This is a genomic window from Tardiphaga sp. 709 (assembly GCF_032401055.1).
Classification (GTDB): Bacteria; Pseudomonadota; Alphaproteobacteria; order Rhizobiales; family Xanthobacteraceae; genus Tardiphaga.
In genome coordinates this window covers 2,986,310-2,999,374 of the sequence record NZ_CP135529.1, presented here as the reverse complement: position 1 = coordinate 2,999,374, position 13,065 = coordinate 2,986,310, and the positions used below count along the sequence as shown (strand labels likewise).

The 13,065-nt window shown below is 60.6% G+C and carries 10 protein-coding genes and 1 pseudogene; 7 read left to right on the top strand and 4 right to left on the bottom strand.

Going from position 1 to position 13,065, the window contains the following annotated elements; all coding sequences use genetic code 11:
• Positions 1-195 precede the first annotated feature (195 nt).
• The 4 genes from RSO67_RS14745 (at position 196) to RSO67_RS14730 (ending at position 4,326) form a co-directional block, all read left to right on the top strand.
• A complete protein-coding gene (locus tag RSO67_RS14745; protein ID WP_315844043.1) occupies positions 196-978 on the top strand; it encodes a 3-hydroxybutyrate dehydrogenase in 783 nt (260 codons plus the stop codon).
• A gap of 36 nt (positions 979-1,014) precedes the next feature.
• Positions 1,015-1,788 (top strand): acetoacetate decarboxylase, encoded by a 774-nt coding sequence (locus tag RSO67_RS14740; RefSeq protein WP_315844042.1) that lies wholly within the window; start codon positions 1,015-1,017, stop codon positions 1,786-1,788.
• 139 nt (positions 1,789-1,927) lie between these two features.
• A complete protein-coding gene (locus RSO67_RS14735; protein ID WP_315844041.1) occupies positions 1,928-2,959 on the top strand; it encodes a transporter in 1,032 nt (343 codons plus the stop codon).
• Positions 2,960-2,964: 5 nt separating this feature from the next.
• The gene (locus RSO67_RS14730) at positions 2,965-4,326 is read left to right on the top strand and encodes a carbohydrate porin (protein WP_315844040.1); all 1,362 of its coding nucleotides are present in this window, start codon (positions 2,965-2,967) and stop codon (positions 4,324-4,326) included.
• Between the two features lie 6 nt (positions 4,327-4,332).
• Here the strand turns inward: RSO67_RS14730 and RSO67_RS14725 are convergent, their stop codons facing one another.
• From RSO67_RS14725 to RSO67_RS14715, 3 genes are all read right to left on the bottom strand, one after another.
• Positions 4,333-5,346: an LLM class flavin-dependent oxidoreductase gene (locus RSO67_RS14725; protein ID WP_315844039.1), complete on the bottom strand. Its 1,014-nt coding sequence runs from the start codon at positions 5,344-5,346 to the stop codon at positions 4,333-4,335.
• A 98-nt stretch (positions 5,347-5,444) separates the two neighbouring features.
• A complete protein-coding gene (locus tag RSO67_RS14720) occupies positions 5,445-6,359 on the bottom strand; it encodes an alpha/beta hydrolase (protein ID WP_315844038.1) in 915 nt (304 codons plus the stop codon).
• Positions 6,360-6,548: 189 nt separating this feature from the next.
• A complete protein-coding gene (locus RSO67_RS14715) occupies positions 6,549-7,823 on the bottom strand; it encodes a hypothetical protein (protein WP_315844037.1) in 1,275 nt (424 codons plus the stop codon).
• Between the two features lie 288 nt (positions 7,824-8,111).
• On the opposite strand from RSO67_RS14715, the gene RSO67_RS14710 reads away from it, so the two are divergent.
• Positions 8,112-9,329, top strand: coding sequence for an MFS transporter (locus tag RSO67_RS14710; RefSeq protein WP_315844036.1), 1,218 nt, complete (start codon positions 8,112-8,114; stop codon positions 9,327-9,329).
• A gap of 260 nt (positions 9,330-9,589) precedes the next feature.
• Here the strand turns inward: RSO67_RS14710 and RSO67_RS14705 are convergent.
• Positions 9,590-10,028: pseudogene (locus tag RSO67_RS14705) on the bottom strand (IS3 family transposase); the annotation flags it as partial.
• A 159-nt stretch (positions 10,029-10,187) separates the two neighbouring features.
• Here RSO67_RS14705 and RSO67_RS14700 point away from each other — a divergent pair.
• Together RSO67_RS14700 and RSO67_RS14695 are read left to right on the top strand one after the other, a co-directional pair.
• Positions 10,188-11,408: a hypothetical protein gene (locus tag RSO67_RS14700; protein WP_315844035.1), complete on the top strand. Its 1,221-nt coding sequence runs from the start codon at positions 10,188-10,190 to the stop codon at positions 11,406-11,408.
• Between the two features lie 78 nt (positions 11,409-11,486).
• Positions 11,487-12,968: a hypothetical protein gene (locus RSO67_RS14695; protein ID WP_315844034.1), complete on the top strand. Its 1,482-nt coding sequence runs from the start codon at positions 11,487-11,489 to the stop codon at positions 12,966-12,968.
• Positions 12,969-13,065: the final 97 nt, after the last annotated feature.

Genomic DNA, 13,065 nt, shown 5'->3' with positions numbered 1-13,065 from the left:
TCCTCAACGATCACATGATGTTCGCGGCAGAATTCAGATGAGCAGTGACGGCGTTGTGACAAATAGCAAATTCGAGGACTGCGCATCAGTCCATGAAACGCGTCACGCGGCTGAAGGAAATTCCTCATACCGCCGTCAAACAGGATCGCTAGCAAAGCAGCAGATATTAACGTTTGCTTACGAAGGGCTGCGCGCATGTTGTCTGGAAAGTCCGCCATCATCACCGGCTCCACCAGCGGCATCGGCCTTGGTATCGCGCGCGGCCTCGCGGCCAGTGGCGTCAATATCGTGCTCAACGGCTTCGGCGATGCCAATGAGATCGAGGCGATCCGCAGCGAGATCGCTGATAGCCATCAGGTTCGGGTGCTCTATAGCGGCGCCAACATGGCCGACGGCAACGACATTGCGGCGATGATGACGCAGGCCGAGCAGGAATTCGGTGGTGTCGATATCCTGGTCAACAATGCCGGTATTCAATATGTCGCGCCGCTCGAGGAATTCCCGGTCGAGAAATGGGATGCGATCGTGGCGATCAACCTGTCGAGTGCGTTTCACACCACACGTCTCGCCATCCCCCACATGAAGGCGAAGTCCTGGGGCCGCATTGTCAACATCGCCTCAGCCCATGCGCTGGTTGCCTCGCCGTTCAAGTCGGCCTATGTCGCGGCCAAGCATGGCATTGCCGGTCTGACCAAGACGGCGGCGCTGGAAGTCGCCGAACACGGCATCACCGTGAATGCGGTATGCCCGGGTTATGTGATGACGCCGCTGGTCGAAAAGCAGATCCCGGAGCAGGCCAAGGCGCGCGGCATCACCGAGCAGCAGGTGATCTCCGACGTGCTGCTGGCCGCCCAGCCCACCAAACGTTTCGTGACCGTCGAAGAACTGTCTTCGGTCGTCAATTTCCTCTGCACCGACCACGCCCGTTCGATCACCGGCATCACGCTGCCGGTCGATGGCGGGTGGATAGCGCACTGAGTTCAATCCAGCGATTTCACACCCAAGGAGTTTCCGATGCGCCAGGAAGACATCCTCCGTTTGCCGTCGATGCCGATGGCCGGCCCGAGCTATCCCGCCGGTCCCTATCGCTTCATCAATCGCGAATTCCTCGTCATCACCTATGAGACCGATCCGGACCTGATCCGGATGGGTTTGCCCGAGCCACTGGAGCCGATCGAACAGCCCATCGTGCATTATGAGTGGATCAAGATGCCGGACTCATCCGGCTTCGGCAGCTATACGGAAACGGGCCTCGTGATCCCCGCGCGTTTCAAGGGTGAGGACGTCAATTTCGTCTCGCAGATGTATCTGGACGATGATCCGCCGATCGCCGCCGGCCGCGAGATCTGGGGCTTTCCGAAGAAATACGCGCATCCGAAGCTTGAAGTGGTCAAGGACACGCTGACCGGCACGCTGGAATATGCCGGGCAGCAGGTTGCCATGGGCACGATGGCCTACAAGCACGGCGCCATGGCCGGCAATGGCGAAGCGACGCACGCCACGCTCTCCAAGACCCAAATCAATCTGAAGCTGATCCCCGGCGTCGATGGCAGCGCGGAAGTCTGTCAGCTGGTAGCGATCAACCTGACTGATATCACTGTGAAGGGCTCATGGTTCGGCCCGGGACGCCTGCATCTGGTCCCGCACGTGAATGCGCCGGTCGCCGACTTTCCGGTGCGCCGTGTGATCGGTGCGCATCATTTCCTGGCCGATCTGACACTGCCCTATGGTCGTGTCGTCCATGACTACAACAAGCAGAGCGACGCGCTCGCCGAAGCCGCCGAATAACGGTGGCTGACATATCCCTGTAACAAGGGTGTCATTAAGTGCCTGCGGCGGACTGACACAGTCGGAGAGCCGCAGGCAGATATTCTATTTTTTTGGTGGCGCATGCGTATGGCGTGGCGTGAAAAACGGTGGGTGTCCGATGCAGCTTGAAGTGCCGGTCACAACTGCGGCGGTGTCGTCCACACTTGGCTCGGCCGATCGGATTCCGGGTCTGGTCTGGGCCTTCCGCATCCATTCCGACGGCAAGCCCGAGCCATTGCCGGTCGATGCGGGTATCGACATTGCCCATGGCGGATTGCTCTGGCTGCATTTCAACCTGACTGACGCGCGCGCGCTGCAATGGCTGGCGCAGATCTCCCTGCACGCGCCGGAGCAGGCCCGTGCCTTGCTGCTGTCCAAGGACACCTATCAGCAGCTCCATGCCACCGACGACAGCATCTATGGCGTGATCTCGGACCTGTTGCGCGATATCGACGAGGCAACCGAAGACACCGGCTATCTGCGCTTCGTGATGACCGAACGCCTGTTGATCAGCGGCCGTCATCATGCGCTGTGTGCCGTTGATGCCACGCGTCGTTCGCTTGAGCAGGGCCAGCGTATCGACAGCATGGCCTCGCTGCTTGAGACGATCGTGGAGAATGTCGCCGACACCATGGATGGGGTCGCCGACAGTTTGGCGCTGTCGCTCGACGAGATCGAGGAACAGGTGGTCTCCGGCGATTCGCGGGACATGCTGCAGAAACTCGGTCGTCTGCGCCGGACCTGCGTGCGGCTGCATCGGCAGCTTTCCGGGCTGCGCATCGTATTCCAGCGGCTTGAGGCCAAAGGTCAGCGCGAGCTGAAGCCTGCGCTGCAATTGCGCGCCGGCAAGCTGGCGCAGCGGCTCGACGGGCTGGATCATAATGTGGTCGAGATGCGCGAGCGCAGCCGGTTGCTGCAGGAAGAGCTGCATCTGCAGATCGAGGAGCGCGGCAATGAAAGCCTGCGTGTGCTCTCGGTACTCACCGCACTGCTGCTGCCGCCGACGCTGGTCACCGGCATCTTCGGAATGAACACCAAGGGCCTGCCGCTGACCGATGTTGAAACCGGATTTTTCTGGGCGGGCGCGCTGATATTGATTTCGTCAGCATCGGCCTATGCCGTGATGAAGCGCCTCAAGATCATCAGGTAGCTATCATGGTTGGTGTGTTTCCGTGCTGGATGGCCCGTGCGATGATGGTGCTCGTCGGCCTTGTCGCGTTTGGGACGCTCTCGCTGTCATCTGCGTATGCCGGCGATTGGCGCGATAACGGCCTGAAGCCGATCAATGACCGGCTCGCCGAATGGGGCGTTGCACTGTCAGCCACCTATATCGGCGAGGCGCTCGGTAATGCCTCCGGCGGCATCCGGCGTGGTGCGGTCTATGAGGGGCGTTTCGATTTCGGCGTCGATGTCGATCTCGACAAGGCGGTCGGCTGGAGCGGCGCGACCTTTCACGCCAATGTCTATCAGATCCACGGACCTGGCCTGTCGCGCGACTATATCGGCAATCTGATGCTGGTCAGCGGCATCGAGGCGCTGCCGGCGACGCGGCTTTATGAATTCTGGATCGAACAGTCGCTGTTCGGCGGCAAACTGCTGGTGAAGGTCGGTCAGCAACCCTCCGATATCGAATTCATCGACAGCAAGTATGACGATATCTTCGTCAATTCGGCGCTGGGCTGGCCCGGCATCACCGGCGTGATCCTGCCGGCGGGCGGACCGTCGCCGCCGCTCGCCGTGCCGGGCGTTCGATTCAAGGCTAGTCTGTCGGATGCGTTTACGGCCTATCTGGCGGTGTTCAATGGCAGTGCGGCCGCGCCCGGCCCGAATGATCCGCAAATTGCCAACGCGCATGGTCTCGCATTTCGTGTCAACGATCCGCCGTGGATCATCGGGCAGCTGAAATACAGCTACAAGCTCGGGCCGTCTGAGCTGCCCGGATCGATCACCGGAGGCGGCTGGGTGCATCTTGCCGAATTCGATGACGAGCGCTGGACCGCGCAGGGCCTGTCGCAGGCCGATCCAGCCGGCACCGGTGAACCGCTGATGCGGCGCGGCAATAGCGGCGTTTTCGCCGTTTACGAACAGCGGCTCGCCTTCAGCGCACTCGGGCCTGACAAGGGCATCGGCTTCTTTGCGCGCACGTCGATCAGCCCGTCGGATCGCAACCTGATCAGCTTCTATCTCGATGGCGGTATCCAGATATCAGGCTTCTCGGCCGAGCGGCCCGACGACAAGTTCGGCATCGCCATGACCTATGCGCGCGTTTCTGACGGTGCCCGCGGGCTCGACCGTGACGTACAGCGTTTCACCGGCATCGCGACGCCCATTCGCGATTTCGAAGCCGTGCTGGAAATGACCTATCTCGCTGCGGTCGCGCCGGGCGTGGCGGTGCAGCCGGTGTTTCAATATGTGATGCATCCGGCTGGCGGCGCCGTCGATCCCAACGATGCCACGCAGACAAAGCGCATCAAGGACGCCGCGGTATTCGGCGTCCGCACCACCATCAATTTCTGAAGCGTCTCAGCAGGCCGTTTCAGCGGGTGTCTTGTTGAGACCCGCAGCGGCGTCGGCAATCATCTCATAGGACTTGAGCCGCGTGGCGTGGTCGTAGACGTCGGAGACGATCATCAGCTCATCCGCGCCGGTCTCCTCGACCAGCGCAGCGATGCCGGCGCGCACGGTTTCCTTGGAGCCGATGATCGATCGCCGCAGCATGCCCATGGCCTGCATCTTCTCGGCCGGCGCCCAGTAGGTCTCGATATCGTCGATCGGCGGCGCGCTCAGCCCGCGGGTGCCGCGGAACATGTTGGTGAACGACATCTGCTGCGTGGTCCACAACCGCTTCGCTTCCGCATCGGTGTCGGCGGCGATGATATTGACGCCGACCATCGCATGCGGCTTCGTCGACTGTTCGGAGGCTTCGAAGTGCTGGTGATAGATCTGCAGGGCCTGCAGCAACTGGTCGGGCGCGAAATGCGAGGCGAAGGCGTAGGGCAGGCCGAGCGCCGCGGCGAGCTGCGCACCATAGGTCGAGGAGCCGAGAATCCATAGCGGCACGTCGGTGCCTGCGGCAGGCACCGCCTGCAGGCGCTGGTTTGGGCCGGCCGGTGCGAAATAGGCCTGCAGCTCCTGGATGTCCTGCGGGAAATTGTCGGAATTCTGCAGTGAGCGGCGCAGCGCCCGCATGGTCATCTGGTCGGTGCCGGGTGCGCGGCCGAGGCCGAGATCGATGCGGCCGGGAAACAGCCGCGCCAGCGTGCCGAACTGTTCGGCGATGACGATGGGGGCATGGTTCGGGAGCATGATGCCGCCGGCACCGACGCGAATGGTTTTGGTCCCCGCTGCGATATGGCCGATCACCACTGAGGTCGCGGCGCTGGCGATGCCGATCATGTTGTGATGTTCGGCGACCCAGAAGCGCTGATAGCCCCAGCGCTCTGCATGACCGGCGAGATCCCTGGAATTGTCGAGCGCGCCGCGCGCATCGGTGTCCTGGGTAACGCGGACGAGGTCGAGGATCGAAAGTGCGGTCATGCTGGGGCTCCCATTGCCCTTGCCATGTGGGCATGGCTGGGGCCGATTGCCAGCCGGTTGCGCGGCGGGCATGGCAGCTCGGCGTTACTCCCGAACGGTCAGGTCAGGCCCGCGTGGAAGGCGCGGACGATTGCGGCGCATTCGGCCGGCTTTTCCATCTGCATGAAATGCGAGGCGTCAGGCACGGTGGTGAAGGCGAAGCCGCCATCGCGCGCGAAGGCACGCTCCATGTCGACGAACGGGCTGGTTCTCGTCTTCGGTTCACCGGCGACGAGCTGGACCGGCAGCCTGACACTGCACATCCGCTCCCAGGCGTCCGGGAGATCCTGCATGGTGAAGATGCTGGCCTCGAATTCCCTGGCGCAGGCGAGTTCATGGAGATGCCTGTCGTCGTTCCAGCGCAGCGTGGACGAGGCGAGTGCTTGCAGTCCGGCATCGTCGACGCCGGCAAATGCTGAGCTGCGGCGATAGGACTCGAACAGCTCCTGCACGTTCGGAAAGGTGGTGCGACGCTGCGCGGCGCGTCCGGCGAGCCTGTCATTTTCCGTGCGGAAGCTCTGGAACTCCGGATAGCTCGCTGGCGGTGTTGCAGGTGGCTCGAAGCCGACGATGCCGATCCACGGCGTCTCATATTCGGCGGCATGCAGCAGGGTCGTCAGCGCGCTCATCGAATGAAACGCACCGAGGCTCGGCGCCGCGCCGAGTTCGCGTGTGATCCCTTGCATGATCGCCTCATAGTCGCGAATGAGCTGCGGCCAGACATGCGGGATGGGCTGACGATACGGACTGCTGCGGCCGTGATGACGGAAGTCGAACACCACGGTCTCGTAGTCATCCGTGAAGAGGCGCCAGAAGCTTTGAAAAGCATCGATGGCGAGACCGTTGCCATGGCTGCAGATGATCCGTGGACCTTTTCCATAAACGCGGATGCTGGCTGTGGCGCCATCTTCGAGCAGAACCTGAAAAGCGTGCGTCTCGGCCGCAACGGCCGGAGCGGAAGGCGCATAGTCCATATGGGGGAGAATCCGTTATATTTTGGAGCAGAAGGCGAAGCTGTCGCATGCTTGGCCGGACCGCAGAGTCTGAAAGACCTTGTCTGAAAGACCTTGTCTGAAAGACTTTGCTGCTCACCGTCAGTTCGTACGCAGTTGCAGGATACAAAGCGCGGCGGGGCGGTTCAAGCCACACCCGGTCATACCAGCTCAGCTGGAACGCCGGACGATTGCCACGCGCCCGTCGAGCGGGATCGTCGCGTGCCCGTCGGTCACCGGGACGCGGCGCCACTCGGCATCGTCATTCGGACGGTTGAAGAAGAGCGAAGCAGCAGGACCCTCGACGGCGATGTCGATCGGTTCCGTGGGCACCGGGATGTCTTCGGCCTTCTCCACATTCCAGCAGCGCACCGCGCGCCACACCGCAAGCAGCGGTTGTCCCTGCGCATCCTGAAACGCGATATGCCGCAGGTCCGGTGCCGTGGATGCCACACGGAGCGGCGGACTATTGCTGGCGCGGCGTGCGCCTTTCAATGCGGACAGGAGATTCCGGATCGCATGATAGCCGGGCTTCGGCGAGCCGTCATTGCGGACAAGCCCCCAATGATGCTCTCCGTCGTTGGGATCGGTGCCGCCATCGAAGAATTCGTAAAGGAATGTCCGAAGAATGCCGAGGCGGAAGTTGTTGAGCAGCAGCCGCGGCAGATAGAGCGCCGCCGCCGTCTCCGACACGCCGGACGTGCCGGGCTTCACGACGTTGCAGTAGCCGCATTCGGTTGCCAGTGCGGGCGCGCCGGGTTTGAACGCGTCGCGCATATTGTGCAGATACCACGACACTGCGGCGTAATCGTCGGATGTCTCGGGCTCCTGTGCACGCTGCACATAGGAATGGATGGCGACGGCATCGCTGAATTGCGCGGCCGGGCGCAGCAGCGCGACGTCGGCGGGCTTCCAGTTGATCACGCTTGGCGACAGCAGCGGCAACTCCGTCGCCGCATATCGCGCGCGCAGCGCATGGTGCACCTCGCGCTGATAGTTCACGACGACATTGCTCCAGCCCGGCTTCGCCAGCGGCAGCGACAGAAACCAGTCGCTGTTGCCCTCGTTCTGGCCCTCCATCGCCGAGACGCGCTCGATGCCCAATGCGGCGAGATAGGTCATCATCTCCGGCACGGTGTTGGTCGCCGGCGACACCACAACATTGAACAGGACGCCCGAGCGTTTGTTCAGCGCGCGCCAGCGATCGAGATCGTTGCTAGGTCGCAACTCGTCGCGCAGATGGCGAATGCCTGATGCCGCGAGCAGATCGTGAAACCGGTCGAAATGACTCGCATATGGCTCGCTGCTGATATGCACATTGACACCGACACTGTCGGTGAATGTGTCGGACGGGCCGGGAAGCGGCAGGGCAGCCAATGGATCGGAGCGCAGCATCATCGATGCCGCGCCTCCCATCAGGATGGCTCGTCTGCTCAGGCCGGGCATTTCGATCTCGCACGTTTGAAGCCCCAGTGACGCCTCGGGGCAGTCTGGGCCTGTTAGACTTAATAAACCGCCGATCGACAAGAGATGTTCTCGTCAGCGATCAACCGAATCGGTCCGCTGGCCCGCAAGATCACTGTCATCGGTGCAACGAACAACCGCGCGCTGGTTATGCTTTCGGCAAACCACCAGCGCGCTCGCAAAAACGTGAGCTGCGACGGCCCTCGGCCTGTCGGCTCCGGCCCGTCCCGTGCGTCTTCCACTCAGAGAGCGCTAACGTGGAGACCAGGAATGACCAATTCTCACTATCGCTGGGTAATCGTTGCCGCGGGCGGCCTTCTGGGCTGCGTCGCGATCGGCGGCATGTTTTCGCTGCCAGTGTTCCTGCAGCCGATCGCGCGGGATACCGGCTGGTCGGTCACCGGTATATCCAGCGCCATGACAATTGGCTTCCTCGCGATGGCTGTCACCAGCATGATTTGGGGCACCTTGTCCGACCGATTGGGGCCACTCCCAGTAGTGTTGAGCGGGTCGGTCGTGCTCGCGTCAAGCCTGGCGCTGGCGAGCCTCGCGACATCTCTGGTCGCATTTCAATTTGTCTTCGGGCTGATGGTCGGCGGCGCTACCGCCGCGATCTTTGCGCCGATGATGGCGACGGTCACCGGCTGGTTCGATACGCATCGCAGCCTGGCCGTCTCGCTTGTTTCGGCGGGGATGGGCATGGCGCCCATGACCATGTCGCCGCTGGCGGCCTGGCTCGTTTCGAACCACGATTGGCGCACCTCGATGCAGATCGTGGCCCTCGTCGTGGCCGCGATCATGATTCCAGTCTCGCTGCTGGTGCGCCGCGCGCCGGCGCTGGAGGGCGCGCCTCCCGCTCCATCCGCCGAGCCGGTGCAAGCAGAGATGTCGCGCGCGCAGGCGCTACGCTCGCCGCAATTCATCATCCTGCTGCTGACGAATTTCTTCTGCTGTGCCACGCATTCTGGGCCGATCATCCATACTGTGAGCTACGCGATCAGCTGCGGCATACCGATTGTCGCTGCAGTCACGATCTATAGCGTCGAAGGTTTGGCAGGGATGGGCGGCCGTATCGCCTTCGGCCTGCTCGGCGACCGTTTTGGCGCCAAGCGTATACTGGTCCTTGGCTTGCTCGCCCAGGCGTTCGGTGCGCTCGGTTTTGTCTTCGTGCGTGAGCTCGGCGGGTTCTACACCGTGGCAGCGGTCTTTGGCTTCATCTACGCCGGCACCATGCCGCTCTACGCCGTTCTCGCGCGCGAAAACTTTCCGCTGCGGATGATGGGCACAGTGATCGGCGGAACGGCCATGGCCGGCAGCCTTGGCATGGCGACTGGACCTCTCGCCGGAGGTTTGATCTACGACGCGTTCGCCAGCTACGCTTGGCTCTATATCGGCTCCTGGATTATGGGGCTTGGCGCTTTCCTGATCGCAATGACATTTAGGCCGATGCCGGTCGTGAAAGCGGAGCCCGCCGCCCTGACGGCATGAGGACAAATCCTCCAGTCGTCGTTTGCGGGTAACGCGCTTTTCGGAAATATAGCCCGTCGTCAACGGATTATGCTAATGGACTGTTGGTGCTCTGGCCGGAATCGAACCGATCTTTATTCATCTGATATCTAATGCTAATTCGCATTGACTGCCGCTATGGGAAGCTGATTCCTGGTAGAACTTGAAGGTGGCGGTCCTCAGACCATGAGAAAGGTCACGGAGCGAAAAGTTTAGCTGCTGTCGGTTTGATGGACACCCGGTTACGCTAATCCCACCTTGCGCTCGAACTCAACAGAGCTGAGATAGCTGATGGTCGAGTGCCTGCGGGTGGCGTTGTAGAACCTCTCGATGTAGTCGAACACATCGGCTCATGCGTCATCTCTGGTCCTGTAGGTTTTGCCTTCTCTCCGCTCTGCCTTGAGCGTGAAGAAGCGCTCCATTGCCACATTGTCCCAGACATTGCGGAGCGCTCATGCTGCATACGATGCCATGGTCTGCCATCAGGCGTTGGAAACGGCTCGCTGGTGTACTGGGCGGCCCTGGTCGGAGTGATGCAATAGCGCATCCGGCTTGCCACGCCGCCAGACTGCCATCACCAATGCGTCCGTCAGGAGCTGTGCCGTGATGGCGGCACTCTATCGACCAGCTCACCATGCGGCGCGAGAACAGGTCGATTACCGCCGCCTCATAGAGCCAGCCGAAACACCCAATCCAGGTCTCGCCCAAATCGGCAGCAGCTCAGCCTCAATGATCGCCCTCTAGTTGAAATACCTGAGCCATTGCAATCTTCGCTTGACCGCAATGTTAGGTTGATTAATCTCGGTCCCAATAGTTCCGTTTTCGCAAGGGGGGGCGAGAATGGCTAATGGATTTCTTTGCGCTATTTTTTGGTATCTGCTGGGCCTGACACTCTTACTATTTCTTCTGTGGGCTTTGCTTCATCTGACAAGGCCGAAAAAGGATCCCGCAGATCCCGTCCCGGCGCCGGTGGAAATACTCTGGCTCACGCCTGCGTGCGTTAAGGCACTCGGACGTTGCAGTCAGCCGTTGCGCTTGCGATCGATGTCTGCTGACGGCATTTCGGCGCGACTGGACCGATACAATTTTGGGGAAGAAAGCCCGCCGACGCGCGAGCAGTATTCCACATGGCCCGAGCAAGCCGATCTCATCTGCCAGGGCAAGTTCAAGGAGCTTGCAGAACGTCAGAAAGAGTTGAGAGAGAAGTATCGTGTTGCGGGAAATCAGCCCGAGCCGGCAAATTTGGCGGCATCGCGCGGTGCCTGGACAGCTCCCGATGCCCTTCTGGTTTTCGTCTTCATCTGCGCATTGTTGACCGCCCTCTGCTGGATTTTGACGGATTTCCTTCGCGCGTGCGCGCCCACGCCGTGCGAGCCGTGCAAGACTGTCTGCCTAAAGTGTGAGAAGCCGCCTGCGCCACCACTCAAGCTCTCAACAGACCAATTATTTGAATATGCCGAAGCCAAGGTGGTCGATTCGCAGCGGCTACGTAGCTTCCTGGAGGACAGTCTCAAGCAATATAAGGGAGCCAGGCTTACGATTACGGGACACACTGATCCCATTGGTGGAGCTTGCTACAACGAAGACCTTGCTAAGCGCCGGGTCGATGCGATTGAGGCGATCGTCCATCAATTCTTCCCCGCGGATCAGGTTAATCAGCCCGCGGGCAAGCTATTTGTAACGATGGATGAGCTCCCCGATCCGGACAGGAAGATTGCCGATACGTGTCTCGATACTTTCCACAGGAATGTGCCGCCTAACGAGAAGCCTCTTCGCTACTTCGACGACAAGACGGACGCGAAGGAAAAGAAGTGTACGAAAGATCCAAATGATTGGACGCCAAATTACATATGGGGCCGCGCATGCGGCGGCGAGGGCGACGGCGACGAAAAGAAATGTCTGGAGAAGTACAAATTTGAGAACTCCACGTTGATTGCGATGAAACGAACGGCCCATTTCTATAAGCTTCAACGTTGCTTGGCTCCTCTTCGCCGCGTCGAAATCAACATCGATAACAGTCCTCGCGCTGCTGGGGAAATCGGACGCGGGGCAGGAAAATGAGCAGACTCAAGAAGATCGAGGGGAATCTCACATTCGGTGACGAGGCAAACGTCGAAGAGTTTGCGAAGACGATCTCGGTTGCTTCGCAACAGATTTACGCCGGGCGCGAAGCTGGAAGGAGAGAAGCCGGAAGAGGATACGTCTGCCAACACGCCCGTGTCCGGAGCTGTAACTCCAGCCGCAGGGGTGCCGGCAGCCGCAAGCGATGAGCAGGAAGTCCTGCCGTCGGCTCCCTTCATTGTCACGCTTACCTTTGAAGAGAGCTACACAAAGCCGGTCCATCAAAGGATCTGGGATACCATCGAGGAGAACCTTCCAAAACTGGAAGAAGTTTTTCTTCGTATTGCAAGCGGTGCCGCGGCCGCGGCGAGCCCGGTCAAGCTTTTTGCAGAAGTCGTTACTGAGTTTCTGAAAAAATCTGCACAGGGTGCGGCTGCCGCCCTGTCGGCACCAGGCTCCCCGGCACCAAAAGAGGACGAGCAGAGCAAAAAGAGAAAAGTTGCTTTTGACCAGATCGCTGCCCAGATCAAGGACTGGCAGTCGAAAAAGAAGGGGCAGGTCTTCAAGGAGCTGGACGTCACGTCGACCGATGTCGAAAATGTCTACAACGCAGTTTCCAACCTCGCTGCGAGCAAGGCTTCCCCTGGTGCCTATGGCTTGACACAGCTCGTCGGCTGGCTCTCGCCGAAGTCCGATACGGATAAAACCCCTACCTGGAAATTCGAGATCCAGGGTGAGGTTAAGTACGAGTCGGCGATCTACCGCGACGGTGGACGCTTCGACGTGCTCGGCCCGAACGGAGCCCAACTCGCGACAAAGTGGCTATCGGCGGACGAGATCGAGGCTCTGCTCGACAGCAACAGCCCGGACGTGATCAAGATGGAGAAGGTCGCCGACCTTCTCCGAGCGCTCGATCGGCAATCGGCCAAAGAAGACAAACTGAGACGGTCGCGAACCATCCGGGGACGCTTTTGGCTGAGCAACGGCCAGCCATTCGGCGTCCGACAGGTGGCAATTCTCGCGCCGCCCGCTTTTGACAAGCCCGTGGGCGAGTGCGCAGCTGAGGTAATTTTTCCGGAAGACCCGAATGGGTGCTGCGACGACGAGGATGAACGTCCCGAGGTCATTCGCACGCCCGTTGCGCTGACGTTTGGAAATACCGACGAGACCGGCTATTTCGAGCTTTCCTATGTTGAACCTGAGGAGTGGAGCAAGGCTGGACCTCGTTTCGCGCTGGTTCAGATCAGCGGCGTGCACGCAGCCCTTGCCGTTGCCTTAGAGTCCGGTGGGCGGTTTCCCGACCCGTTGCTGCTGCAAGTCAACGAAGCGCTGCTGCACGTCCCGAATGAGGAAGATTCTGATCCAGTGGCTCGAGAAGGAGTCCGAACACGAAGATTGCGGCGGGAATTGTTACAGCGAGCCCAACCGGGCGCTGGACGAATTCGAGTTTTCGGTCGTTGTTCGTACGACGGATCCGCTGATTACGCGAAAGCGCCTCAAACGAGTGGATGGCAAGGAAGCACTGGAGAACGATCCGGCGTTCCCCGAAGGGCCAGATAGACTATTTCGCACAGGCCTGAATCGGGATCACCGCGTTGTCTGGGACGTCGCTCCGATCATTGCCGAGGCGGAGACGATCGCTCACGGCCGTATTCTG